27 protein-coding genes and 1 pseudogene are annotated in these 25,226 nt (G+C 65.3%); 8 read left to right on the top strand and 20 right to left on the bottom strand.

Annotated features, from left to right (window positions below):
- From HOP58_RS13860 to HOP58_RS13850, 3 genes and pseudogenes are all read left to right on the top strand, one after another.
- Positions 1-112: pseudogene (locus tag HOP58_RS13860) on the top strand (type VI secretion system tube protein Hcp); the annotation flags it as partial.
- A 156-nt stretch (positions 113-268) separates the two neighbouring features.
- Positions 269-694, top strand: coding sequence for a hypothetical protein (locus HOP58_RS13855; protein WP_141638499.1), 426 nt, complete (start codon positions 269-271; stop codon positions 692-694).
- Between the two features lie 163 nt (positions 695-857).
- Positions 858-1,382 (top strand): LemA family protein, encoded by a 525-nt coding sequence (locus tag HOP58_RS13850; protein WP_234260623.1) that lies wholly within the window; start codon positions 858-860, stop codon positions 1,380-1,382.
- 21 nt (positions 1,383-1,403) lie between these two features.
- Here HOP58_RS13850 and HOP58_RS13845 read toward each other — a convergent pair whose 3' ends face one another.
- The 4 genes from HOP58_RS13845 to HOP58_RS13830 are packed head-to-tail and all read right to left on the bottom strand — an operon-like array spanning position 1,404 to position 5,273.
- Entirely contained in the window at positions 1,404-2,210 is an 807-nt protein-coding gene (locus HOP58_RS13845) for an ABC transporter ATP-binding protein (protein WP_010626307.1), read from the bottom strand.
- Positions 2,207-3,334 (bottom strand): iron ABC transporter permease, encoded by a 1,128-nt coding sequence (locus HOP58_RS13840; protein ID WP_010626306.1) that lies wholly within the window; start codon positions 3,332-3,334, stop codon positions 2,207-2,209. The genes HOP58_RS13845 and HOP58_RS13840 overlap by 4 nt, the downstream gene beginning before the upstream one ends.
- 41 nt (positions 3,335-3,375) lie before the next feature.
- A complete protein-coding gene (locus HOP58_RS13835) occupies positions 3,376-4,398 on the bottom strand; it encodes an iron ABC transporter permease (RefSeq protein ID WP_083861766.1) in 1,023 nt (340 codons plus the stop codon).
- The gene (locus HOP58_RS13830) at positions 4,398-5,273 is read right to left on the bottom strand and encodes an iron-siderophore ABC transporter substrate-binding protein (RefSeq protein ID WP_010626304.1); all 876 of its coding nucleotides are present in this window, start codon (positions 5,271-5,273) and stop codon (positions 4,398-4,400) included. Before HOP58_RS13830 ends, HOP58_RS13835 begins: the two co-directional genes overlap by 1 nt.
- A gap of 242 nt (positions 5,274-5,515) precedes the next feature.
- Between HOP58_RS13830 and HOP58_RS13825 the strand changes: the two genes are divergently transcribed.
- Both HOP58_RS13825 and HOP58_RS13820 read left to right on the top strand, forming a co-directional pair.
- Complete coding sequence (locus tag HOP58_RS13825) at positions 5,516-6,505, top strand: LysR family transcriptional regulator (RefSeq protein WP_010626303.1); 990 nt, start codon at positions 5,516-5,518, stop codon at positions 6,503-6,505.
- Between the two features lie 85 nt (positions 6,506-6,590).
- Entirely contained in the window at positions 6,591-8,783 is a 2,193-nt protein-coding gene (locus HOP58_RS13820) for a TonB-dependent receptor (protein ID WP_234260622.1), read from the top strand.
- Between the two features lie 74 nt (positions 8,784-8,857).
- On the opposite strand, the gene HOP58_RS13815 is transcribed toward HOP58_RS13820, so the two are convergent.
- From HOP58_RS13815 to HOP58_RS13785, 7 genes are all read right to left on the bottom strand, one after another.
- The gene (locus HOP58_RS13815) at positions 8,858-9,277 is read right to left on the bottom strand and encodes a hypothetical protein (RefSeq protein ID WP_234260621.1); all 420 of its coding nucleotides are present in this window, start codon (positions 9,275-9,277) and stop codon (positions 8,858-8,860) included.
- 32 nt (positions 9,278-9,309) lie between these two features.
- Positions 9,310-10,071 (bottom strand): sulfite exporter TauE/SafE family protein, encoded by a 762-nt coding sequence (locus tag HOP58_RS13810; RefSeq protein WP_234260620.1) that lies wholly within the window; start codon positions 10,069-10,071, stop codon positions 9,310-9,312.
- Between the two features lie 13 nt (positions 10,072-10,084).
- A complete protein-coding gene (locus tag HOP58_RS13805) occupies positions 10,085-11,131 on the bottom strand; it encodes an oligopeptide/dipeptide ABC transporter ATP-binding protein (protein ID WP_234260619.1) in 1,047 nt (348 codons plus the stop codon).
- The gene (locus tag HOP58_RS13800; protein WP_234260618.1) at positions 11,121-12,227 is read right to left on the bottom strand and encodes an ABC transporter ATP-binding protein; all 1,107 of its coding nucleotides are present in this window, start codon (positions 12,225-12,227) and stop codon (positions 11,121-11,123) included. Before HOP58_RS13800 ends, HOP58_RS13805 begins: the two co-directional genes overlap by 11 nt.
- Complete coding sequence (locus tag HOP58_RS13795) at positions 12,202-13,170, bottom strand: ABC transporter permease (protein ID WP_234260617.1); 969 nt, start codon at positions 13,168-13,170, stop codon at positions 12,202-12,204. The genes HOP58_RS13800 and HOP58_RS13795 overlap by 26 nt, the downstream gene beginning before the upstream one ends.
- Positions 13,167-14,147, bottom strand: coding sequence for an ABC transporter permease (locus HOP58_RS13790; RefSeq protein WP_234260616.1), 981 nt, complete (start codon positions 14,145-14,147; stop codon positions 13,167-13,169). Before HOP58_RS13790 ends, HOP58_RS13795 begins: the two co-directional genes overlap by 4 nt.
- Positions 14,148-14,350: 203 nt before the next feature.
- Entirely contained in the window at positions 14,351-15,931 is a 1,581-nt protein-coding gene (locus HOP58_RS13785; RefSeq protein ID WP_234260615.1) for an ABC transporter substrate-binding protein, read from the bottom strand.
- 226 nt (positions 15,932-16,157) lie between these two features.
- Here HOP58_RS13785 and HOP58_RS13780 point away from each other — a divergent pair, with 226 nt between their 5' ends.
- The 3 genes from HOP58_RS13780 (at position 16,158) to HOP58_RS13770 (ending at position 19,422) form a co-directional block, all read left to right on the top strand.
- Positions 16,158-16,613 carry a thioesterase family protein gene (locus HOP58_RS13780; protein ID WP_234260614.1) on the top strand — a complete coding sequence of 152 codons (456 nt, stop codon included), beginning with the start codon at positions 16,158-16,160 and terminating at the stop codon, positions 16,611-16,613.
- An 81-nt stretch (positions 16,614-16,694) separates the two neighbouring features.
- On the top strand, positions 16,695-18,740 hold the full coding sequence (locus HOP58_RS13775; RefSeq protein WP_234260613.1) for an NADH:flavin oxidoreductase: 2,046 nt from the start codon (positions 16,695-16,697) through the stop codon (positions 18,738-18,740).
- 16 nt (positions 18,741-18,756) lie between these two features.
- Positions 18,757-19,422: a TetR/AcrR family transcriptional regulator gene (locus HOP58_RS13770; protein ID WP_010626292.1), complete on the top strand. Its 666-nt coding sequence runs from the start codon at positions 18,757-18,759 to the stop codon at positions 19,420-19,422.
- A 6-nt stretch (positions 19,423-19,428) separates the two neighbouring features.
- On the opposite strand, the gene HOP58_RS13765 is transcribed toward HOP58_RS13770, so the two are convergent.
- The 9 genes from HOP58_RS13765 to HOP58_RS13725 form a co-directional block, all read right to left on the bottom strand.
- Positions 19,429-20,385 carry an FAD-binding protein gene (locus HOP58_RS13765; protein WP_234260612.1) on the bottom strand — a complete coding sequence of 319 codons (957 nt, stop codon included), beginning with the start codon at positions 20,383-20,385 and terminating at the stop codon, positions 19,429-19,431.
- Positions 20,382-21,173 carry an electron transfer flavoprotein subunit beta/FixA family protein gene (locus HOP58_RS13760; RefSeq protein ID WP_010626290.1) on the bottom strand — a complete coding sequence of 264 codons (792 nt, stop codon included), beginning with the start codon at positions 21,171-21,173 and terminating at the stop codon, positions 20,382-20,384. Before HOP58_RS13760 ends, HOP58_RS13765 begins: the two co-directional genes overlap by 4 nt.
- Positions 21,174-21,206: 33 nt before the next feature.
- Positions 21,207-21,983 carry a ferredoxin--NADP reductase gene (locus HOP58_RS13755; protein ID WP_010626289.1) on the bottom strand — a complete coding sequence of 259 codons (777 nt, stop codon included), beginning with the start codon at positions 21,981-21,983 and terminating at the stop codon, positions 21,207-21,209.
- Between the two features lie 41 nt (positions 21,984-22,024).
- The gene (locus HOP58_RS13750) at positions 22,025-23,035 is read right to left on the bottom strand and encodes a putative sulfate exporter family transporter (protein WP_051004588.1); all 1,011 of its coding nucleotides are present in this window, start codon (positions 23,033-23,035) and stop codon (positions 22,025-22,027) included.
- Complete coding sequence (locus HOP58_RS13745) at positions 23,032-23,367, bottom strand: DUF971 domain-containing protein (RefSeq protein WP_010626287.1); 336 nt, start codon at positions 23,365-23,367, stop codon at positions 23,032-23,034. Before HOP58_RS13745 ends, HOP58_RS13750 begins: the two co-directional genes overlap by 4 nt.
- 16 nt (positions 23,368-23,383) lie before the next feature.
- On the bottom strand, positions 23,384-23,560 hold the full coding sequence (locus tag HOP58_RS13740) for a hypothetical protein (RefSeq protein ID WP_158409631.1): 177 nt from the start codon (positions 23,558-23,560) through the stop codon (positions 23,384-23,386).
- A 3-nt stretch (positions 23,561-23,563) separates the two neighbouring features.
- On the bottom strand, positions 23,564-23,887 hold the full coding sequence (gene fdxA / locus HOP58_RS13735; protein ID WP_010626286.1) for a ferredoxin FdxA: 324 nt from the start codon (positions 23,885-23,887) through the stop codon (positions 23,564-23,566).
- Positions 23,888-23,986: 99 nt separating this feature from the next.
- A complete protein-coding gene (locus tag HOP58_RS13730; RefSeq protein ID WP_010626285.1) occupies positions 23,987-24,946 on the bottom strand; it encodes a HEAT repeat domain-containing protein in 960 nt (319 codons plus the stop codon).
- Positions 24,947-24,956: 10 nt separating this feature from the next.
- Positions 24,957-25,190 (bottom strand): ferredoxin family protein, encoded by a 234-nt coding sequence (locus tag HOP58_RS13725; RefSeq protein WP_010626284.1) that lies wholly within the window; start codon positions 25,188-25,190, stop codon positions 24,957-24,959.
- Positions 25,191-25,226: the final 36 nt, after the last annotated feature.

Below are 25,226 nucleotides of genomic sequence, written 5' to 3'. Positions count from 1 at the left end.
TGAGTTCACTCAGCTGATGGACGTGTCCCTGGCCTACCGCAAGATCGACTGGGAACACAACGTCGCCGGCACCTCCGGTTCCGACGACTGGCGCGCCCCGATCGAGTCTTGATCGGCTAGCCCCGCCCCCACCCGCCAGCTCGCCGGGCGGGGGCGACGGTTCGCACCACGACGCCAGCGCTCCCTTCGAGCGCTGGCGTCGTGGCATGTACGGCATCGCTGACACCGTTCATGACTTCTTAAACCAGCAACGAATATGTAGGGAAAAATGGAAGCTATCAGTTCATACAGAACCAAACCTGTCGAGCGGTATGTCCAGCCAGTCGGTGGCGTAATCTTGATTGCTTACGCACTGCTAATGCCAGCCATGTCGATAGAAATGAAGTTCTTTCTTATCGCCATTGGAGCAGTCGCCATCTTCCTTGGAGTACTTCATCATTTTCATAAAACATTTGTGATTCATGAAAACTTCTTTGAAATGAAAAAGACCCCAATGTCTCCCACCCATCGTTTCCATTACAGTCATATAGAAAAATGGGAAGATGCCGAAGGCAGCAAGCTTTGCCTCAGTTACAGAAGAAAAAATGAAGTCAAGAAACATACGCTCCACACTGGAATGTTAAGCAAAGGGGATCGCGAGAGACTCCTTAATGACCTGAAATCTCTCGCCTCGCTACCAGCACAGGACACATGACCTTTACGTACCGCCCTCACAGGTCACAGGTACACAGACCAAGGAGAAGGAGAGAGCACGCACTGAATCAATCAGCACCTCACAAAACTTCACAGAGGATGCCTTTCCAGCGGGAAGGCAAGACCAATCATCATCTTCAGTACTGCTGTTGGTCGGCGGTATCGTGACCTACAATCGGATCGTGCGGGATTTCAATCGTGTCGAGCAGGGCTGGGCAGGCGTGCTAGTCCAGGAGCGACAGATTCTGCGCACCCTTCCCGCACTGTTCGAGCAAGTGTCGAGCTATCAGCAGTACGAGCGGGATATTCAAGAACGCTTGACGAAGATGCGTACGGCTTTCGATAGAATCTCCAACGAGAGGATACCCAGCGAAGCCGATGGGGCGGCACTGCAAGAAGCCCAGCGTGCCGGAGAGGAAGTGGTGCGTGAACTGCGCCTCACCGTAGAGAACTACCCCGAACTCAAGTTCAGTGAAGTGGTGCGCAGCTACATGCGGGAACTGTCCAAGCTCGAGGATAATCTGGCTGCAGCACTACGCCTGTTCAATGCTCAGGTAGCCGCTTTCAATTCACGGATCGAAACGTTCCCGAGCAACCTGGTCAACGCCATTTCTCCATGCAGGTCCCGCATTCAGGTCTTTTTCGATAGCGAGGCTTCGTCTTCCTTCGAATATCGTCCAAATCCATGAGGCATCCGGATAGGCCATGGCTCAGCTCGTCAACGCAGCTTGCCGCGCCCGCCGCACGTTGGCCAGTAGCAGGCTGCCAGTAGCGGGGTCGGGGATCAGCGTGCAGTCGATATCGTAGAGTCGGCGTACCAGCTCAGTGGTGACCACCTCGCCTGGCGGCCCCGCGGCCACCAGCTTGCCACTACGCAGTGCGAGAAGATGGTCGGCGTAGCGGCAGGCGCTGGCGAGGTCGTGCAGCACCATCACCACGGTGCGCCCGTCGGCGGCCAGCTGGCGTACCAGTTCGAAGACCTCGATCTGGTGGCCAAGATCGAGCGCCGAGGTGGGTTCGTCGAGCAGCAGCAGTGGTGTCTGCTGGGCAATGGTCATGGCAATCCATGCACGCTGACGCTGGCCGCCGGAGAGGGTGTCGAGAGGCCGGTCAGCCAGTTCGCTCACATCGGCTGCGGCCAGCGCCTGGTGTACGATCTGCTGATCCTCCGCTGACCATTGGCGCAGCCAGCCTTGATGAGGCTGGCGGCCGAAGCGCACCAGCTCGGCCACGGTCAGGCCCTCCGGGGCAGTGGCTTCCTGGGGCAGTAGCGCCAGGCGACGGGCCAGCTCCCTGGCCGGCAGCTGCTGGATGTCCTGCCCATCGAGCAGCACCGCGCCGTGGCTGGGCGCGTGCAAGCGGGCCAGACCGGCCAGCAGGGTCGACTTGCCGCAGCCGTTGGGACCGACGATGGCGGTGACCTGGCCCGCCGGCAACGACAGCGCCAGCTCGTCGATGATGGTGGTGCGGCCATAGCCGAGGCTCAGGTCGCGGGTGGCGAGTTCGTGTCGGGTCATGCCAGATTCCTCGAAGCCGGTCGTAGCAGTATCCACAGCAGCCAGGGGCCGCCGACCACGGCAGTAACGATGCCCACCGGGATCTCGATGGGCGAGAGCAGCACCCTTCCCGCCAGATCGGCCAGCACCATGACTAGCGCCCCCGCCAGCGCCGAGGCCACCACCGGCACGCCCCGCGGCGAGGAGAGCGAACGGGCGATTTCAGGGCCGATCAGCCCGACCAGGCCCACCGGTCCCGCCACGGAGACCGCCAGACCGGTGAGCAGCACCGAGACCGTCAGCACCTGCCAGCGGCGCCGGGCGACGTGCAGACCGAGGCCGGAGGCCACGGCATCCGAGAAGCGCATCAGGCTCAGTGCCCGGGTGAGCCACAAGGCAACGCCCAGGCCGAGCGGCAGGCCTGCCGCGAGCAAGGTGACGGCCCCGGCAGGCCGGGCGTTGAGCGAGCCGACCGTCCAGGGGTATGCGGCGTTGGCGGTATCGATGTGCACCTTGGCCAACAGCAGCTGGGTGATGGCGCCGAACACCGCGCCGACCCCGATACCAGCGACGATGAAGCGGTAGCCACGTGTGCCGCCCCCGGCGGCCAGGCCGAAGGTGAGAGCCGCGGCAGTGGCTGCCCCCGCCAACGCCATGGGCGGCGGCGCCAGCGACACCCCCACACCAATCACCGAGGCCACGGCGAAGGCGGTGGCCCCGTTGTCGATACCGATGATGCCGGGGGTGGCCAGGCGATTGCGTGCCAGAGTCTGCATCAGGCAGCCCGCCACGCCGAAGGCGGCACCGGTGAGACAGGCAGCGAACAGCCGCGGCAGGCGCAGCTCCTGCACCAGGAACACCGCCATCAGCTCGCCGCGCCCCACCAGCGCCGGTAGCACGGCACTTGGCGCCAGCGCGCTGCTGCCCAGGGCCAGGTAGGCCAACGATGCCGCCAGCAAGCCCAGCAGCAGGAGTAGCGCGGCCAAGAAGGCACGTCTATCCACCAGCACGCTGCAGGGTGCTCGTGCGCCTCCCAACTGCCAGGCCAGGCGCCAGTGGCCGGCCGGCGCGGGAACCACCGTTGCCCGGTCGTACCCGTGCCCGACAGGCTGCTGGAGCCCGTCTCCGGCAGTATTGCCGTGCATTGCCCCCTCCTTTCTCATCAGGCGCATAGCGTTCATCAGGCTCATAGCGTTGGCATCCGTCGCGCTCTCACCACGGCGACCAGCACGGGCGCACCGCACAGTGCCGTGAGCACCCCCAGCGGCAGCTCGGAAGGTGCCACCACCAGCCGCGAGACGATATCGGCCGTGATCACCATCAACGGGCCAAGCGGCAGGCACAGCCACAGGGTACGACGAATGTCGGGCCCGGCCAGGGCGCGGGCGGCGAATGGCACCACCAGCCCGACGAAGGCAATAGGGCCAGCCGTGGCGGTGGCAGCTCCCACCAGCAGCGCCACGGCCACGATCACCAGCAGCCTGATCAGCCCCGGGCGGTGCCCGAGGCCACTGGCGACACGTTCGCCCAGCGCCAGGGCCGCCAGAGGGCGCGCCACGGCGAGCACGATGCCAGCGGCCAGCAGCAGGCTGGGCAGGATGGCAAGCAGATGATCGAGTCGACGCCCGGCCAGGCTGCCGACGATCCAGAAGCGGATCTCGTCGGCGGCACGCTGGTCGAACAGCAGCAGCAGCGAGGTGAGCGAAAGCAGCAAACCGGTCAGGGCGGCGCCGGCCAGCACCAGTCGCACCGGATCGTTACCGGCACCGCTGAAGCGGGCTATACCGAGAACGCAGAGGCACCCTGCCATGGCACCCAACTGCGCTACGCCAACCCGCATGGTGGTGGCGGTGGCGCCTAGCACCAGCGCCACGGCAACGGCAAAGGCCGCCCCGGCGCTGACGCCGAGTAGACCCGGCTCTGCCAATGGGTTGCGCGTCACCGCCTGCAGCAAGGCTCCCGCCACCCCCAAGGCCAGGCCGACCACCAACCCGATCAGGGTGCGAGGCAGGCGTAGCGAGCCGACCACGAACTGCGCTTCCGCATCGCCCTGCCCCGTGATGGCGGCCCAGGCCCGGCTCGGGCCGACCTCGCCGGCCCCCCATAGCAGGCTGGCCAGACACACCAGCAGCAATAACAGCAACAGGCCCGCCAGTCTCACAGGGAGACGGCGGGCCGTGGAGACCCCCGAAGAAAACGTCGTAGCCATCAGGGAGTCAGGGCAGCGTCTAGCTCATCGAGAATCGCCAGCGCCGCCAGCGGACCGGAAGCACTCGACCACAGCTGACCGTCGACGGGCACGACCTGGTCACGGGCCACCACGTCGAGGCGAGCGAAAGCGGGCGTGGCCTGCGCGGCTTGCAACGCTTCCCGCCCTTCTTCGTTCAGCGTGGCCAGGAACAGCCAGTCGGCATCGACGCGCGAAAGATTCTCGAGGCTTAGCGGATCGCTGTGCGGCCGGTCCTCACTCGTCAGGCCCGCGTCATGGATCGCCACCCCGGACGCGCGCAGCAGGCCGGCGGTGAAGAGGCGGTCCGACATGACCATGGGACCCTGAGGCATCCAGCGTACCAGCACGGCGCTGGGGGCTTCATCGGCAGAGATTTTCGCTTCGATCTCGGCGGCTCTGGCATCGACCTGCTCCAGTACCGCTTCGATTTCCGCCTCGCGCCCCAACGCCTGGGCGAACAGGCGTGCCTCGCCGCGCCATGCCTCGGGGTCCAGTCCTTCGGTCAGCGGTACGACGGTCGGTGCCATGCGCGAGAGCAACCGATACTGCGCCTCGGCGAGCTGCGGGGGTGCCAGGATCAGGTCCGGTTGCAGCGCCAGCACGGCCTCGAGGTTGATCTCTCGCACCACTCCGACGATGGCGGGGCGCTGCGCGTTCAGATGGGCCTCGATGTACCGGGCCACTCCATCGCCGCCGCGGGTGGTAACGGCGCCCAAGGGCATGACGTCTGCCGCCAAGGCAACGTCCAGCGCACCCTCGTAGAGCGTCACGACGCGCTTCGGCGCGTCGGGTATCGCCACCTCGCCGAAGGCCGTGTCTACACTGCGCTCGGCCCAGGCGGTAAGCGGCAGCATAAGCACGATTACTGTCAGGAGTGACAAGCACAGTGCGCCTAACACGCGTTTCCCAGCGTTCATACCAGCCTCACACGCAAAGTCATTTAATACGAATAATTATCACAAAGAATTGCGCCACCGCACTACGCAACGCAGCGTTGCGTAGTGCGCAACGAATTATAAAGCCAACAAGAATCGTTTTCATTAATGGAAATGCCAGCTAGACTGTTCCAATTGACGCAACGTTCCGGTGACTCGACATGTACGACCTCGACGAGCTGCTCGCCTTCGATCACGTCATGCGTTCCGGCAGTCTGACCCGCAGCGCACGTGCTCTCGACCTGGCCAAGTCGACCCTCAGCCGGCGTATCGCTCAGCTCGAACGTCAGCTGGGACAGCCTCTGCTGCGCCGGCAGTCCAACCGGCTGCTGCCTACCGAGGCCGGCCACGCCTTTCACGTCTACTGCCGGCAGATTCTCGAGATCGCCGAGCAGGGCCGCCAGGCACTGGAGGAGTTGAACGAGGAGGTCAGCGGCGAACTACACGTGGTTGCGCACAATGCGCTGGCCCGAAGTTGGTTGTCCGCTCGCCTGACCGCTTTCATGGAGTGCCATCCTGCGGTGCGCCTCACTCTGCTGACCTGCGCCACTCCCAACCTGACCGCCGACAGCCAGGCCCTCACCGTGTGGCTGGGGGAGGTGCGCGGTGGCGAGCTGCGTCAGGAAGTGCTGGGCTGGCTCCAGCGAGGTCTGTACGGACATCCCGACTATTTCTCCCGTCGAGGCTGCCCGCAACATCCTCGCGAACTCATACGGCATACCTGGATCGATCTGCTCGGCGAAACCGAGCAGGGGCTCACCCTTACCCACCGTGGACAGGGTGGCGAGTTCCACTTTCGCCCCCCCGAGTCACGCTTCCGCGTGGACCAGCAAATGCTGCATGGCGACGCCCTTGCCCACGGCCATGGCCTGGGCCTGATGTTCGACTGGCTGGCACAGGCGCGCGAACGCGCTCACCCCGGCTCACTCGTACGCTGCCTGCCGGAGTGGGACGCTCCGGCCGTACCGGTAACGCTCTTGTATCCATACGGCTTTCGGCCGCGGCGGCTGAGTGCCCTGCTGGCCTTCCTGCGCCAATCGCTACCGGACGCATGGCAACCAAGCCCGACCCCTCGGCTTGAGCCGGCAGTCACAGCCAAAAGCGAAGGTGTTGCCAGCCGCGCAACGCAACGTTGCCTGTCTTCCCTCTGATCAAAGGGAACTTTACGCATTAGAATCACCTGCACTTGATAACTAATATCATTTGATAAATTTTTCATGTTCAGCAGGTGATCCCATGCTCCATGCCCGTCGCAACGCTCTGGCCGTCGCCATCGCCAGCGTCCCGCTCGCCTTCACAGTCCAGGCGCAGGATAGCGCCCGCCTCGATAGCATCGTGGTGACCGCCGCCGGCTTCGAGCAGGCGCTGCAGGATGCGCCGGCCAGTATTTCCGTGGTCACCCGCGAGGAGCTGGAACAACGCCGCTTCTCCAATATCGCCGAGGCGATAGCCGACATTCCCGGTGTCGACGTTCGCTCCGGTGTGGGCAAGACCGGTGGCCTCAACGTGAGCATCCGCGGCATGCCGAGCGACTACACCCTGATCCTGATCGATGGGCGCCGTCAGAACACCTCCGGCAGCGTCACTCCCAACGGCTTCGGCGAGACCGCTACCAGCTTCATGCCACCGATGTCGGCCATCGAACGTATCGAGGTCATTCGTGGCCCCATGTCGACCCTCTACGGCTCCGACGCCATGGGCGGCGTGATCAACATCATCACCCGTCCTGTCAGCGACACCTGGATCGGCAGCGTCTCGCTGGACACGACCTTCCAGCAGGATCGTGACGCGGGAAATTCGCAAGGCATCAACCTCTATACCTCCGGCCCCCTGGTCGATGACGTGCTGGGCCTGCAGCTGCGTGGCCGGCTGTTCGATCGCGACGCCTCCGAGCGTATGATTCCCGACAGCGCCGCCCGCGACCCGCGCCCCACCGAGGCCCGTATCTACTCGCTGGGAGGACGCCTTACGCTGCGCGCCAATGAGGCCAACTCGGTCTGGTTGGATGCCGAACGCGCTCGTCAGACCTACGCCAACGACGATTGTCGCCTCGGCACGCTGGATGGGACCAATCGCGCGACTTGTGCCCCCCAGCCAGGGCAGATCTGGGGTTACGAGGACGAGTTGCGCTTCAATCGCGATCAGCTTGCCATCGGCCACACCGGACGCTTCGAGGCTGGTACGCTGGAGAGCAGCCTTACGCACAACACGACCGAAACCCTTGGTCGCACGCTGCCAGCAGGCAGCGCACCGGAGTACGGCTACGAGGCGCAGGGAGGCGAGCCGCGTCTGCTGGAGAACCGCGATATCGTTTTCGATACCAAGTTCACCCTGCCGATCGACCGCCACATGGTGACGGTGGGCGGCCAGTACATCGATGCCCGTCTGGAAGATGGCGCAGCAGGCGACCAGGCGTTCGAGCAACAGAGCTGGGCGCTGTTCGCCGAGGACGAGTGGTGGCTGCGTGACGACCTGGCGCTCACTCTGGGCGGTCGCTACGAGCATCATGACGCCTTCGGCGGTCACTTCAGCCCACGTGGCTACCTGGTGTGGAACACCACCGACCACTGGACTCTCAAGGGCGGCGTGAGCCGAGGCTACAAGACGCCGACACTCAACCAGTTGCATGACGGCATCACCGGCTTCGGCAATCAGGGGCAGTCCGTCTCCATCGGTTCACCGGATCTCGAGCCGGAAAAAAGCACCAACTACGAGCTCGGTGCCATTTATGACAGCCTGGATGGGCTCACCGTCAGCGGTACGACCTTCTACAACCGCTTCACCGACCGCATTGCCGAAGGCGCGGAGATCCCCAACTGTCTGCACCCGGACGGTAACGTCCCAGGCTGTATCAGCGTCGGCAACTTCTCGCAGCAGACCGGCTTCTCCCAGTTGATCAACATCGACGAGGCAAGAACCCGGGGTATCGAAGTGGAGGCGCGCTATCGCTTCGCGCCCGCCTGGGAGGTGCGGGGCGGCTATACCTACACCGACACCGAGATCACCTCCGGCGAGCAAGAAGGGCTATTGCTCACCAATACACCCAAGCACAAGCTCACTGCCAGCCTGGGCTGGGACGTGACGAACAGGCTCAACGCCACGCTCGAGGGGGAGTACTACTCTTCGCGGGAGCGTTTTGTCGATGGCCTCCCGACGACCGGACAAAACCTGGCAATGTATGAGCAGGTAGGCAACAAGCTGGATGGTTACGAGTTGTTCCACCTGCGTACGACCTACCGCTTCACTGACCAGGTACGCCTGACCGGCTCGATCTACAACCTGTTGGACAAGGACTTCAGCAAGGCTGACAGCTACGAGTGGCAGGGCGACACCTATCAGGCCTATCGCTACACCCAGACGGGGCGCGCCACCGATGGCGTGGCACTGGACGGTCGCAGTTTCTGGCTCTCCGCCACTTACGAGTTCTGACCGGCTCACGCTTGCCGTTCCGTATCGTTACCTTCGCCCCGGCTCTGCCGGGGCTTTTTCTTGGGCACTGGGCGTCATTCGTCCGCTATGCGCAGTATCACCGAGTAGCGATAGTCGTTGTCCTGCAACGCTGAAGGGGAGCCCGCGTAGGGGGTAGTCACCCGCAGGTACCAGACGCCGGCTTCGAGTTCACGTTCGATGCGGAAGTTGCCGTCGACGCCACTGTGCCAATCGCGCTCCACGACCTCGCCATCGGCATCCATCAGCTCCCCCGAGGGCGCGCCCATGGCCGAATCCCAGGGAAAGGTCTCGCTTTCCAGTACCACGCGGGTCGGCTCCTGCAGGGTGAAGGTGAAGTAGCGCATTCCCGTCGACATGACCTCGAAGGGGCGGTCTGGGGTCAGCGGTATGGCGTAGTCGCGCGGATCGCTCGTGCCCGCACAGCCAGTCAGAAGCAACAGGATCGAGAATAGAGCAGCGACGCAGCGGCGCATGGCAGCCTCCTTTCCTTCGCGCGGCGTTACCTTCAGCCTACTCCCAATAGCCGTTCCACGCCCAGCCAGATCAAACGCAGCGCCAGCAGAGTCAGAGTCCACTTGAAGAAGAAATCGAAGCGGCTATCGGTCACCCGGTTCAGCAGGCGCAGGCCCAGCCAGGTGCCGACGAAGCCCGCCGCGATCATGACCAGCATCAGCCCCAGCCAGTCGCGGAAGACGAAACCGGCGAAGCCGAAGATGAACGCCTTGGTGGCGTGCTGGAAGGACATGCAGGTGGCGAAGGTGGCCACCCGCGGCAGCCGCTCGCTCATGCCGAGCTTGATGAACGAGGCGACCATGGGGCCGCTGGCACCCACGAAACTGGAGAGCAACGTGGTGAGCGCACCGGCGATCACGGTGCCGGTACGCCCCACCGCCCGCTGGGGCAGGCCCGGCCCCCAGCAGGAATAGAGCACGAAGGCGGCGATGCACAGCTCCAGTACGCCGTAGGGCAGGCGAATCAACAGCCACGCCGCCACCAGGGCGCCGACGATCACACCAGGCAGGAAGGCGACGACGATGTCACGACGAACGTGTCGCCAGGTCATCACCGCCCTGCCACCGTTGGAGCCGAGCTGCACCATGCCGTGCACCGGGATCAGCGCCGTGGCCGGCATCACCTGGGCCATGGCGATGATCAACAGCGTGCCCCCGCCGATGCCGGCCGCTGCCGACAGCGCCGAGGTCACTACCGAGAGCAGCACCAGGGCCAGATTGACCCCGGCCGACAGCGGCGAGAGCAGCTCCAGCATCAGGCCGGACGCCTCACGGCAGCCTGCCCTCCTCGACGCCGTGGCACGCCACCTCGCTGCCATCGCTGCGAGCGATCAGCCGCGGCACCTCGGCCTTGCAGCGCTCGTTGGCATGCGGGCAGCGCGGATGGAAGGCGCAGCCGGTAGGCGGGTGTACCGGATTGGGCACCTCGCCCTGGATCACGGTGCGCTCCTTGCCCACGCCCTCCAGCGACGGCACCGCGGCCAGCAGCATCTTCGAGTAGGGATGATGGGGGTTCTCGAAGAGCTGGTCGGCCGGGGCGATCTCGGCGATACGTCCCAGGTACATCACCGCGATGCGGTCCGACATGTGCTTGACCACCGCCATGTCGTGGCTGATGAACAGGTAGGTCAGCCCGTACTCGTCCTGCAGGTCGCGCATCAGGTTGAGGATCTGCGCCTGCACCGAGACGTCCAGCGCCGAGGTCGGCTCGTCGCAGATCATGAACTCCGGCTCATTGGCCAGCGCCCGCGCAATCGAGATGCGCTGACGCTGACCGCCGGAGAACTCATGCGGGTAGCGGTTGGCGTCCATGGCCGACAGCCCCACCTGCTCGAGCAGCTCGCCCACCCGCCGACGCCGGTCGGCACTGCCCATCTCCGGACGGAAGAAGCGCAGCGGCTCGCCGATGATGGTGCCCACCCGCCACAGCGGGTTGAGGCTGGCGTAGGGGTCCTGGAAAATCATCTGGAAGCGCTTGCGCACGCTGGCGGCCTGGCGGCCGGTGCGGCTCGCCAGGTTGCTGATGTCCTCGCCGTCGAACACCAGCTTGCCGCGGGTGAGGCCGTAGAGCCCCACCACCAGCCGCGCCACGGTGGATTTGCCGCAGCCCGACTCGCCTACCAGCGAGAGGGTCTCGCCACGGCGGATGGAGAAGCCCACGCCATCCACCGCCTTGAGCGTGAGCCGTTCGCTGCGCTCGATTACCCGGTTGAGCCAGGGCTTGGAGACGTCGAAATAGCGTGCCAGGTCCTGCGCTTCGAGCAGGATCTCGCCCTGCGCCGCCGTCGTTTTTTTCACTGCCGTATCAGCGCACATGGCTCACTTCCTCTCCCTCTGCGTTCTGCCGTGGCGGCAGCGGATCGACAGGATCATGCAGCCAGCACGCCGCCCGGCTGCCGCCGGCCGGCATCAGGTCCGGCCGCTCGTCACGGCAGCGCTGCTGGGCGTGGGGGCAGCGCGGGTTGAAGGCGCAGCCCTCGGGAATCGCCGCCAGCCGCGGCATCGAACCCTCGATCTGATAGAGCCGCTCGAGGCGCTTGGCGATACCCGGGATCGAGGCCATCAGGCCCTTGGTGTAGGGGTGCTGCGGGTGGCGGATCACCTCGTCCACCGGGCCGATCTCGATCAGCCGCCCGGCGTACATCACCGCCACGCGGTCAGCGGTTTCGGCGATCACGCCCATGTCGTGGGTCACCAGCATCACCGCTGTGCCGTGGTCGGCGCACAGCCGCTTGAGCAGGGCCAGGATCTGCGCCTGCACCGAGACGTCGAGTGCCGTGGTGGGCTCGTCAGCGATGATGAACTCGGGACGCGCCGCCAACGCCAGGGCGATCACCACGCGCTGACGCATGCCGCCGGAGAACTGGTGCGGGTAACTGTCGATGCGGTTCTCGGGGGCGGGGATACCCACCTCGCGCAGCAGCTTGAGCGCCTCCTCGCGAGCCTCGCGCTCGTTCATCGGCAGGTGCGTACGGATCGTCTCGATCAGCTGGTCGCCCACCGAGAACAGCGGATTGAGACTGGTCAGCGGGTCCTGGAAGATCATGCCAATGTGGCGACCGCGCAGTGGCACGAAGCGCTCTTCGGGAAGATCGTCGATGCGCTTGCCCGAGAGGCGGACTTCACCGGCAGCGATATGACCGGGCGGCTCCAGCAGCCGGATCACGGCGTTGCCGGTCATCGACTTGCCGGCACCGGACTCGCCCACCACACCCAGCACTTCGCCGGGGGCGATGTCGAAGGAGACGTCGTCCAGCGCCACCAGGGTGCCGTGGCGGGTGGGGAACTCCACCCGCAGATGGCGCACGGAAAGAACCGGCTCCTGCCCTGCGGTGCCAGGCTCGTGGCCCGCTGTCGCGGCAGCGCTGTGCTGAGCCAGGCGTTGGTTATCGGAGCTTGGGGTTGAGGACATCACGCAACCAGTCTCCCAGCAGATTGACGGAGAGCGCCAGTATCAGCAGCGCCACCCCGGGGAAGAGCAGGATCCACCACTCTCCCGAGAACATGTAATCCTGGCCCACCCGGATAAGGGTGCCCAGGCTCGGCTGGGTCGCCGGCATGCCGACCCCCAGGAACGACAGCGTGGCCTCGGCAATGATCGCCAGCGCCAGGCCGATGGTGCCGATGACCAGCACCGGTCGCATCACATTGGGTAGGATGTGCTGGAACAGGATCTTACGCGCCGGCAGGCCTATCACCCGCGCCGCCTGCACGTACTCCTTGCTCTTCTCCACCATGGTGGCGCCGCGAACCGCCCGGGCGTACTGCACCCAGTCGGAGAGGCCGATGGCGATGATCAGCACGATGATGGCCACTTCGGCGTGCATCGAGCGCGGCAGGAAGCCGCGGATCACGCCGAAGATCAGCAGCGCCATCAGGATCGACGGGAAGGTGAGCTGCACGTCGGCGATGCGCATGATCAGCGCGTCGCGCCAGCCGCCGCGGAAGCCCGCCAGCAGGCCCAGGGCGGTGCCCATCACCAAGGCGAAGATCACCGCGGCGAAGCCCACCAGCAGCGAGATGCGCGAGCCGTAGAGAATCGCCGAGAAGACGTCGCGGCCCTGGCTGTCGCTGCCCAGCAGGTAGAAATTGCCGGTGAAGTCCGAGGTGGTCATCGGCGGCGTGAAGGCGTCGATCAGCTCCAGCTGGCGCGGATCGAACGGATTCTGCGGCGCGATCCACGGCGCGAAGAGCGCGGCGGCGAACATGATCAGCGTCACCAGGGTGGCGACTATCACCACCGGCTGGCGCTTCCACGAGTAGACGATGTCACTGTCGAGGAAGGTACGCCACTTGCTCGGCTTGGGCGGCGCCACGGGTGCGGCGCTGTCACGAGTCTGAACGTCCTGGCTCATTTGCCACCTCCCTGGGCGCGCAGCCGCGGGTCGACGGCGTAGTAGAGCAGATCCACCACCAGATTGATCACCACGAACACCAGCGCGATCATCATCAGGTAGGCGGCCATCACCGGCACGTCGACGAAGCGCACGGCGGTGATGAACAGCGCCCCCACGCCGGGCCACTGGAACACCGTCTCGGTGATGATGGCAAAGGCGATGATGGTGCCGAGCTGCAGACCGATGATGGTGATGACCGGGATCATGGTGTTCTTCAGCGCATGACGCAGATGCACTACCCGCTTCGACAACCCCCGCGCACGGGCGAACTTGATGTAGTCGGTGCTCAGCACCTCGAGCATCTCGGCCCGCACCAGGCGCATGATCAGGGTGAGCTGGAACAACCCCAGGGTGATGGCCGGCAGAATCAGCGAGCGCAGCCCGCTGGTGGTCAGCAGGCCGGTGGTCCACCAGTCGCCGAGGCGCACCGTCTGGCCACGACCGAAGGCCGGCAGCATGCCGAGTTCCACGGCGAAGATGTAGATCAGCAGCACGCCGATCAGGAAGGTGGGCAGCGACACGCCGATCAGCGAGGCGGTCATGATGAAGTTGGCCAGCCAGCTGCGGCGACGCAGCGCGGTGTAGATGCCCAGCAGAATGCCCATGACCACGGCGAAGATGGCCGAGATGATGGCCAACTCCAGGGTCGCCGGCAGCCGCTCGAGAATCAGGTCGGTCACCGGCCGGGCCGAACGATAGGAGATGCCGAACTCGAACTGAGCGGCATTGACGATGAAATTCCAGAACTGCACCACCACCGGCTGGTCGAGACCGAGCTGGGTCCGCAGCGCTGCACGGTCGGCCTCGGTAGCCTCCTGCCCGAGCATGTTGAGCACCGGGTCGCCGACGTAGTGGAACAGCGAGAACGAGATAAGCGCGACCACGAACATCACGAAGATGGCCTGCAGTACGCGCTGGATCAGAAACGCTAGCATGGGATTACCACTGCAACGAGGCTCCCACCTGCTTATGGCAAGAGGGAGCGCACATAAATTTCAAGGGGGCGCGGATTTATGTCGCGAGCGACGCTAGGCTGGTCGCCGCCGGAGCACAGGAACCGGAATGTAGCCTGCTACATGAGGATTCCGAGCACCGCCGGCGGCCAGGATTGCGAGCGCAGCAATAAATCAGCGTCTCCTTAGTTGAAACGCAGATACTTAAAGTGCGGTGTATTCTCGCTCTGCACCTTGAAGTCGATATCGTCACGCATCGACCAGGTCAGCATCTGGTGGTGGATCGGGATGTAGACGATCTCGTCGTGAACGATCTGCCACGCTTCCGCGATCATCTCGTTGCGCGCCTCCTCGTCGACCTCCTGGCCCATGGCCACGGTCAACTCGTCCACCCGCTCGTCGGAGAAACCGGTGAAGTTCCAGGTGCCGAGAGCGTCTTCCTTGGTGTGGTAGAGATAGTTGAAGACGTACTCCGAATCCATGGTGGGCACGCCCCAGCCCAGCAGGTAGAAGTCGTACTCCCCACGCGCCAGCTCGGCGAAGTGCAGCGAGCGGGTCTGGGCCACCAGATCCACGGTGATGCCGATGCGCGCCAGCATGCTGACCACAGCCTGGCAGATCTGCTCATCGTTGACGTAGCGGTCGTTGGGGCAGTGCAGAGTGACGCGGAAGCCGTCGCCGTAGCCGGCCTCTTCCATCAGCTCCTGGGCACGGGCGGTATCCGCCTCGAGAACTTCGTCCATCTCCTCGCTGTAGCCGTTGACGAAGGGCGGCGCGATCATGCCGGCCGGCTCAGAGTTGCCGCGCATGACGGCCCGCTGGATGGTGGTGGCGTCCACCGCCAGGTTGATCGCCTCGCGCACGCGACGGTCGGCGAAGGGGTTGTCATCGGTATCGGCGGTGCGCAGTTGGGCCGAGCCCATGTCCATGCCGAGGAAGATGGTGCGGTTCTCGGCGCCCTGCTCGTTCTTGATGCCGTCGGCGTTGGCCAGACGCTCGATGTCCTGCACCGGGGTCTCCTGCAGGAAATCGACCTCACCGGAGAGCAGCGCCGCCACGCGGGTGGAAGCCGACTCGATGGGCGTGAACACCAGACGGGTGATCTCCATCGGGTAGTGGTCGATGCCCCAGTAATCGTCGTTGCGCACGAACACGGTGCGCACGTCGGGCTCACGGCTCTCGACGCGGAACGGACCGGTGCCGTTGGCGTTGCGCACGGCATAGGTCTCTTCACCGGCGGCGTAGTTCTGCGCCTCTTCCACTCCATGCTCTTCCGCCCACTCGCGGCTCATGATGAACAGGTTGGTGAAGTTGTTGGGCAGCAGCGGGTTGGGCTCGTGGGTCTCCACCTCGACGGTGTAGTCATCCACGGCGCGCACTTCGGAGATCGAAGTGAGCAGACCGCGCATGTCGGCAGGCTCGCGGCGCGCCCGGTCGATGGAGAAGGCCACGTCATCGGCGGTCAGCGACTGGCCCTCGTGGAAGGTCACGCCCTCGCGGATCTTGAACACCCAGACGGTGGGTTCGTCTTCCTTCACGTACCACTCGGTGGCCAGGCCTGGCTGGTAGGCCACGTCCATGTCCTGATAGATCAGCGTATCGAAGATCTGATGGTTGACCGAGTGGGTCGGCCCCTCGTTCTGGGAGTGGGGGTCCATGGTCAGGCTGTCCGCGGAGCGGGTCCAGCGCAGGGTTTCGGCATTCGCTGAGGTGGCCAGCATGGCGCCGATCACGGCGGTGGCCAGAAGGGTCTTCTTGGGTAGCATCTTGTTATGTCCTCAATCAAGCAAGCGTTTGATGGGCTGATGCCCTGGAGAGGTTTCTCCCATACCTTAGCCAAGAAAGCCAGAATTACCTTAGGATTGCTTTTCAGCGCTATTTCGACTGTAGACAGTTACATTTCCGGTATTGCGAGCAATTCCTGGCAAACCGCTCGGCCGGTTTCGCTTCGTCGCCAATAGACGCAAATACCGCATCAAGGGAAAGATACCCATGACACTGCTGACGACCCGGGTCGCCCCGGAGTGGGTCGACTACAACGGCCATATGAACGATGCCGAATACGCCCGCGTCTTCTCGCTGGCGGTGGACACCCTGATGGAGCGCATCGGCCTGGATGACGAGGGGCGCGAGCGCCTCGCCTATACCCTCTTCACCCTGGAAACCCACCTCTGCTACCGGCGCGAGGCCCACCAGGAGCAGGCGCTGGCCGTCGAGGCGCTGCTGCTCGACCGCGACGCCAAGCGCCTGCATATCTTCTTCACCATGAGCGACGAAGCCGGCGAGACGCTGGCCACCAGCGAGCAGATGCTGATGGGCATCGACACGGCCAGCCACCGCCCCGCGCCCTTCCCGCCTGACGTGCTAGAAGCCATCGATGCGCTGCCGCAGGCCGAGCCCGGCGACTGGCCGACGGCGGCCGGGAGGCGTATCGGCATTCCGAGATAAGACACTCATGGACACTTAATTGACACTAGTGTACATAGCCATCTACTGTTGTCGGACAGACAACAAGATGGAGGCCCGGGCATGGCCAACGATCCGCTGCTGCAGCCCTTTCAGCTCAAACACCTGACCCTCCAGAACCGGCTCATGATGACCTCCCATGAGCCTGCCTATCCCGAGGACGGCATGCCCAAGGCGCTCTACCGCGCCTATCACGTCGAGCGCGCCAGGGCCGGCCTGGGCCTTACCATGACCGCCGGCTCCGCGGCAGTGGCCAAGGACAGCCCGCCGGTGTTCAACAACATCCTGGCCTACAAGGACGAGGTGGTGCCGTGGATGCGTGAGCTCGCCGACGCCTGCCATGAGCACGGTACCGCGGTGATGATCCAGCTCACTCACCTGGGCCGGCGCACCCGCTGGGACAAGGGCGACTGGCTGCCGGCGCTGTCGGCCTGCCACCGCCGCGAACCGGCCCACCGCGCCTTCCCCAAGCAGGTCGAGGAGTGGGACATCGAGCGCCTGATCCGCGACTACGCCGATGCCGCCGAGCGCATGCACGCCGCCGGCCTCGACGGCATCGAGCTGCAGGCCTACGGCCACCTGATGGATCAGTTCTGGTCACCGCTGACCAACACTCTCGAGGGGCCCTACGGCGGCGAGTTGGACAACCGGCTGCGCTTCACCTTCGACGTGCTGCGGGCCATTCGCCAGCGGGTCGGTGACGAGTTCATCGTCGGCGTGCGCTATACCGGCGACGAGATGCTGGAAGGTGGGCTGACGGCCAGCGACGGCATGGAGATATCGAGGCGCCTGAAGGAGAGCGGCCTGATCGACTTCCTCAACGTGGTGCGCGGTCACATCGACACCGACGCGGGCCTCACCGACGTAATCCCCATACAGGGCATGCCCAGCGCCCCGCACCTCGACTTCGCCGGCGAGATCAAGCGCCAGGTCGATTTCCCCACCTTCCACGGCGCCAAGATCCAGGACGTGGCAACGGCGCGCTACGCCATCGCCTCGGGCAAGGTCGACGTGATCGGTATGACCCGCGCCCACATGGCCGACCCGCACATCGTGCGCAAGATCGTCGAAGGCCGAGAAGAAGAGATCCGCCCCTGTGTCGGCGCCAACTACTGCCTCGATCGCATCTACCAGGGCGGTGCGGCCTACTGCATCCACAACGCCGCCACCGGGCGCGAAACCAGCATGCCTCATAGCATCCCCAAGGCAGCGCGGAAGCGCCGGGTGGTGATCGTCGGCGCCGGCCCCGCGGGGCTGGAGGCCGCACGCGTCGCCGGTGAACGGGGCCATGAGGTGGTGGTGCTGGAAGCCGCCAGCGATGCCGGCGGCCAGGTGCGCCTCACCGCCCAGAGCGAGCACCGCCGCGAGATGATGGGCATCATCGACTGGCGTCTGGCGCGCTGCGAGGCGCTCGGCGTCGAGATTCGCTACAACGTCTGGGCCGAGGTCGAGGACGTGCTCGCCGAGCAGCCGGACGTGGTGATCGTGGCCACCGGCGGCTATCCCATGGACGACCAGCCCGCGGTCGGCCACGACCTGGTGGTCAACACCTGGGACATCCTCTCCGGCCACGTGGCGCCGGGCAAACGGGTGCTGCTGTTCGACGATGCTGGCGATCACGCCGCCATGCTGGCGGCGGAGATCATCGCCGCCAGCGGCGCCGAGCTCGAGATCATGACTGCGGACCGCACCTTCTCGGCGGAGATCATGGCCATGAACCTGGTGCCCTACATGCGCGCCCTGCAGCGGCCCAACGTCACCTTCACCCCTACCTATCGGCTGAGGTCGGTGCAGCGCGACGGCGGCGAGCTGCTTGCCCGTATTACCAGCGACTATGCCACCAGTGGACAAGCGGACCAGGAGCGACGTATCGACCAGGTGGTGGTCAACTACGGCATCACGCCCATGGCGGACGTCTACTTCGAGCTGAAGCCACACTCCCGCAACGGCGGCGAGGTAGACTACGACGACCTGATCGCCGGCCGGCCCCAGGCGGTCGTGCGCAACCCGGAAGGCCGCTTCCAGCTGTTCCGCATCGGCGATGCCGTCGAGTCGCGCAATACTCATGCGGCAATCTACGATGCCTTGCGGCTGGTGAAGGATATCTAAACGGAGACAACCGCTGATGCCGAGAGGCGCCGATAGCGATACCAAATGGAAAGGCTCCCGCGAGGCCTGGCTCGATGCCGCCTTCGAGCTGCTGCTCGACTCCGGCGTGGAGAGCGTGCGCATCCTGCCGCTGGCCAAGCGGCTCAAGGTGTCGCGCACCAGCTTCTACTGGTTCTTCAAGGATCGCGAGGCGCTGCTCGATGCCCTGATCGAACGCTGGCGGGAGAAGAACACCCAGGGCCTGGTACGCCAGACCGAAGCCTACGCCGAGAGCATTACCGAGGCGATCCTCAACGTCTTCGACTGCTGGCTGGACCCCAAGCTGTTCGACTCCCCGCTGGAGTTCGCCATGCGCAGCTGGGCGCTGCAGTCGGAAGCGGTGGCCCGGGAGATCGATGCCGCCGACGAGGCGCGCATCGAGGCACTGACTCGCATGTTCGAGCGCTTCGGCTATGAGCCGCTGGCGGCCAACGTGCGCGGCCGGACCATCTACCTGACCCAGATCGGCTACATCTCGATGAAGACCCAAGAAGCGCTGGAGGTGCGCATGCAGCGCATTCCCGCCTACGTCGAGATCTTCACCGGACAGGCGCCGCAGCCCCGCGAGCTGCAGCGCTTCCAGGCCCGGCATGGTCATGCTATGGAAGGCGCCCAAGCGGTATCAGGCGCTGCCGGTCACTGATACCGATCATTGGTCCAGTCGCTCCTCGAATGCCGGTAGGATCTCGAACAGGTCGCCCACTAAACCATAATCGGCGACCTGGAAGATCGGTGCCTCTTCGTCCTTGTTGATCGCCACGATCACCTTGGAGTCCTTCATGCCGGCCAGGTGCTGGATGGCACCGCTGATGCCTACGGCAATGTAGAGCTCCGGCGCGACGATCTTGCCGGTCTGCCCCACCTGCATGTCGTTGGGCACGAAGCCGGCGTCCACCGCGGCGCGAGAGGCACCGATGGCGGCGCCCAGCTTGTCGGCGATGCCGTCGAGCAGCTTGAAGTTCTCGCCGCTACCCATGCCACGACCGCCGGAGATGACCACCTTGGCTGCCGCCAGTTCGGGACGGTCGCTCTGGGCCAGCTCCTGCTTGACGAAGGTGGACTGGCTATTGTCGGCAACGATATCGACATTCTCGACGGCAGCGCTACCGCCTTCGCTCCCTCTATCAGGGCAGGCATCGAAGCCGGTGCTGCGTACGGTGATCACCTTGAGGGTGTCGGCGCTTTTCACCGTGGCGATGGCGTTGCCGGCGTAGATCGGACGCTTGAAGGTGTCGGCATCGACCACTTCGACGATCTCGGAGAGCTGGCTGACGTCCTTCAGCGCGGCAACCCGCGGCAGCACGTTCTTGCCGGTGGTGGAGGCGGCGGCCAGCACGTGACTGTAGCCATCGGCCAGCTCGACCAGCAGCGCCGACAGGGGCTCGGCCAACTGGTGGGCGTAGACGGCGTTGTCGGCCACGCGGACCTTGCTCACGCCGTCGAGCTTGGCAGCGGCCTCGGCCACGGCGCCGACGTTCTCACCGGCGACCAGCACGTCGATGTCGCCACCGATGGACGCTTTCAACTTCAGGGCCGCGGCGACCACGTGGGCGGTGGCGCCAACCAGGATGCCGTCGTGATGTTCGGCAAGGACGAGCACGCTCATGAAATCGGCTCCTGTGAAAAAACTTTGGCTTCGCTCTTCAACTTGTCCACGAGCTCGTCGACGGAGCCCACCTTGATGCCGCCCTTGCGCTCGGCTGGCGATTCGACCTTGAGCAGCGTGAGCCTGCTGGCCACCTCGACGCCGAGGTCGGCCGGGCTCTTGACGTCGAGCGGCTTCTTCTTGGCCTTCATGATGTCGGGCAGCTTGGCGTAGCGCGGCTCGTTCAAGCGCAGGTCGGTGGTGACGATGGCCGGCAGGGTCAGCTCGACGGTCTGCAGGCCACCGTCGATCTCGCGGGTCACCTGGAGCTTTTTATCGCCCCCGTCACCGCTGATTTTCACCTCGGAGGCGAAGGTGCCCTGGGGCAGGCCAGCCAATGCGGCCAGCATCTGGCCGGTCTGGTTGTTGTCGGTGTCGATGGCCTGCTTGCCGAGAATGACCAGCACCGGCTGCTCCTCTTCCACCACCTTGGCCAGCAGCTTGGCCGCGGCCAGCGACTCGACGCGCTCTTCGGTCTCGGCTGACGTGTCGATATGAATGGCCCGGTCGGCGCCCAGCGCCAGCGCGGTGCGCAGCTGCTCCTGGGCGGCCTTGGGGCCGATGGTCACGGCGACCACTTCGGTGGCCACGCCTTTTTCCTTCAGCCGCACCGCCTCTTCCACGGCGATCTCGCAGAAGGGGTTCATGGCCATCTTGACGTTGGTGAGGTCGACGTCGGAGTGATCCGCCTTGACCCGGATCTTGACGTTGTAGTCGATGACGCGTTTGACCGCGACGAGGATCTTCATGGCACTCTCCTGGCTCTATTCCCTGGCCCTCGCTCACTTCTCGACGAAGGCACGTTCGATGACGTAGTCACCCGGCTCGCCCTGCTGTGGGCTGGCCTCGAAGCCCATGTCGTCGAGCATGGCGGTAAGGTCCGAGAGCATGGCGGGGCTGCCGCACAGCATCACCCGGTCGGTCTCGGGGTTGAGCGGCGGCAGGCCGATGTCGTCGCAAAGCTTGCCGCTCTCGATCAGCGTGGTGATACGGCCCTGGTTGCGGAACGGCTCGCGGGTCACGGTGGGGTAGTAGATCAGCTTGTCGCGAATCTCCTCGCCAAGGAACTCATGCTCGGGCAGCTCCCGGGTGATGTGGTCGTGGTAGGCCAGCTCGCTGACGTAGCGCACGCAGTGCACCAGCACGACTTTCTCGAAGCGCTCGTAGACCTCCGGGTCCTTGATGATGCTCATGAACGGCGCCAGCCCCGTGCCGGTACTCAGCAGGTAGAGATGCCGGGCCGGGGTCAGGTCGTGGATGACCAGGGTACCCACCGGCTTGCGGCTGACCATGATCTGATCGCCCACCTCGAGGTGCTGCAGGCGCGAAGTGAGCGGTCCGTCGGGTACCTTGATGCTGAGGAACTCGAGATAGTCGTCATGATTGGCACTGACGATGCTGTAGGCACGCATCAGCGGCTTGCCACCCACTTCGAGCCCGATCATCACGAAGTGACCGTTCTCGAAGCGCAGCGCCTGGTCGCGGGTGGTGCGGAAGCTGAACAGGGTGTCGTTCCAGTGGTGGACGCTCAGTACGTCGGCGGTTCCGATAGCAGCCATGAGGAATTCCTCCAGTCGTCTTGCATCGCGAGCGATGCGGTTCAGGCCACCGGCAGCAGTGCCAGCAGTCCCATCACGGTCAGTACCAGCGCTGCACTCAACGCGCAGAGCAGCGACAGCGGACGCCAGCCCTGAGCCAGCAGGTCGCGCACCGAAGTGCGCATGCCCAGCGCCGCCATGGTCACCAGCAGGCACCACTGCGAGGCGCTGATGAGCAGTTCCCGCAGACCCGGGGACAGCAGCCCCAGGCTGTTGGCAACGAACAGCACGACGAAGCCGAGCAGGAACCAGGGAAATTCGCCGCTGCCGCTCTGGCCGCGACGCAGCAGCAGGCCGATTGCCAGCACCAGCGGTACCAGCAACGCCACGCGCAGCAGCTTGGTCAGCGTGGCCACGTCGCCGGCAGCGTCGGAGACGAGATACCCCGCCCCGGCGGCCTGGGCCACGTCATGGATGGTGGCACCGAGGAACAGCCCGCTGACGATGTCGCCGTAGCCGAGCAGCGCGGTGAGCGGTGGCAGGCCGAGCATGGCAAGCGTGCCCAGCGCGGTGACGCACACCACCACGCCCAGCAGACGGCGCTCCTCGAGGCGGCCAGCGGGAAGCACGGCGGCCACTGCCACTGCCGCCGACACACCGCAAATCGCCACCGCTGCGCCGGCCACCAGACTGTGCGACGTTGGCAGAGCCAGCCAGCGCCCCAGCCCCAGCGCCGAGACGAGGATCAGCGGCACGCTGGCCAGCACCACCGCGAGCGGCAGCCAGCCCACTTCCTGCAACTGGGTCAGAGCGATGCGCGCGCCGAGCAGGGCCACGCCGATTCGCAGCACCCGCCGGGCACAGAAGCCGACGCCGGCCTGCAGACGCGCCTCACCGGCCTGACTGGCGAATCCGAAGCCCAGCAGCAGCGCGAGCAGCAGCGCCGGGGCACCGTAGTGCTCGGCCAGGAAGCTGCCGGCCAGGGCCAGTACGAGGCACAGCGAGACCCCGGGATAGAGGCGCTTGAGCGCGGCCCAGGACGGCGCCACGGCGAGCGGCATGGGAGCGTTCATCGCGCCGTCTCGCCCAGTTCGCGCAGATAGCCCCAGGGAAACACGCCCCGGCTGTGGCCATCGGAGAAGAACAGCTGCAAGCCGCTGACGCCGAAGGGCTTGGCGTCGACCACGGTGATATCGGCGTCGTACAACGCCAGGCGGCCGCTACGCTTGGCGTGCAGACAGCTCGAGCAGGCACAGGCGGCCCGCAGCGCCAGGCAGGAGAGCGTGTCCGTGCGGCCATCCGGCCAGCGGATCTCCACCTCCCGGGTGCGGCGATTGAGGTGCACCCCGTCGGGCGGGGCAATGGTATGGCGCAGATGTTCCGGTGTATGGGCAATGGCGCTCATGGCAACCTCCTGGCGATCAGGTTCGTGAGTCGTTGGGCTGCCGGTCCCGCAGGCACAGCAGCGGCACCTCCGCAGGCGGCGCGGGTACGGCCGCCTCGACCATCGGCCGGGCGCTGTCGTTGACGCTGGCACCCAGCACGATGGCCAGCAGTGCGAAGCGTGCCCGGCAACTCGTCATGACAAGTTGGCGCATGCTTCAGCGCTCCAGGTACTGCAGCTTCTCCCCCCGGTCGACCCAAACATCGGCCTCACCCAGCGGCAGGCGGGTTTCGGTGATGACCGGCCACACCTCGGCGAGTTCGGCGTTGATCTCGAGGAAGTGCGCCTGGTCGGGCGGCAGCTGGTCAGCGGCGTAGATGGCATCCGCCGGACACTCGGGAGCGCATAGCGAACAGTCGATGCACTCCACCGGATCGATGACGAGGAAGTTGGGGCCCTCGTGGAAGCAGTCCACCGGGCACACTTCCACGCAGTCGGTGTACTTGCAGCGGATGCAGTTTTCAGTGACGACGTATGTCATGGTCGTTTTTGCCTCTAAAGGGTTCGAGCTGAACCGCTCTACAAGCGAGCGTGCTTCCAACGCGGCATCGCCGACGCACAGTCGCTTGTAGACCGACTTCTAGGCGGCGTTGTCGAGCTGCGACTGCGCCCAGCGCGCCAGCTTACGCACGTCCGGATCGGGGTCGTCGAGAGCCCGCTCGATGTACGGCCGGCACTCCGGCTCGGCGATGGTGCCAAGGGCGCCGATGGCCGCCTTGCGCAGGTTGCTCATCGCATCCCGGGCGCACTCGCCGAGCGCCGGTACGGCGGCCACTCCGCCCAGCTTGCCCAGCGCTTCGGCAGCCTTCTCGCGTACCTGCCAGGTCCCATCGCGGCTGGCGGTGATCAGCGCTTCGAGCCCGGCCTGATAGTCGAGCTTGCCGATGCCTAGGGCGGCCTCGCAGCGCACCTGCCAGTGCGGGTCTGCGAGAATCGCCACCAGCGGCGGACCCACCCGCTCCGCAGAGGCGTAGACCAGGGCGCCGGCGGCGGCACGCCGCACCTCGGGGTCGGCATCGCTCCTGGCGCGATCGATCAGCGCCGGCAGGTTCTCCACGGCCTTGAGCCAACCGAGTACGCCCACCGCCTCACGCCGCACGCGGGCATCGTCATCGCTCAAGCGGTGCAGCGCCGGAGTCTGTGCCGCGGCCACACGCAGCGGCTTGAGCGCGCGCAGGATGCCGGCCACCACGAAGGGGTCGGTGCTGCGCTCCAGTGCGGCGAGCAGCGGCGGCGCGACACTGGGGTCCTTGAGATCGGCCAGGGCGTGGGCGGCGGCGTTGCGCACCACCTCATCGCCGTCGCTCAGCGCCGCCAGCAGAGAATCGGCGATATCCTCGGCATCGAACTCATCGACCACCTTGGCCGCCTCCTGGCGCACCGCGGGGTCTTCGTCCTTGAGCGCCTGGATCAGCAGTTCGGCGGCCTCGGGCTCGCCCGAGTCGACCAGCGCCAGTACCGCCACGCGGCGAATGCCGGGGTCCGGGTCAGTGAGCTTCTCGGCAATCTCCTGCAGCTCAGGATCGTCGTACTGTTTCATCGGGCACACCTCAGCGCAGCAAATAGGGAATTTCGACCTTGACGGCATCGGTCGGGCAGTCGGCCTCGCAGGGCATGCAGTACCAGCACTCGTCGTAGCGCATGTGCGCCTTGCCGGTGGCCGGGTTGATCCACAGCACGTCGAGCGGGCAGACGTCGATGCATACGGTGCAGCCCTTGTCGGCGATGCACTTGTCCTCGTCGATGATCACCGGAACGCTGGTGCGTTGCGTTGCAGTCGGCATGGTTTCTCTCCTCTTCATTTGTCCGTGCTTTGGCCT

Source organism: Halomonas sp. MCCC 1A11062, from assembly GCF_021404355.1.
In the GTDB taxonomy this organism is placed as follows: Bacteria; Pseudomonadota; Gammaproteobacteria; order Pseudomonadales; family Halomonadaceae; genus Halomonas; species Halomonas aerodenitrificans.
Note: the sequence above shows the minus strand (reverse complement) of the source record. Positions and strands in the feature narration are given on the sequence as shown.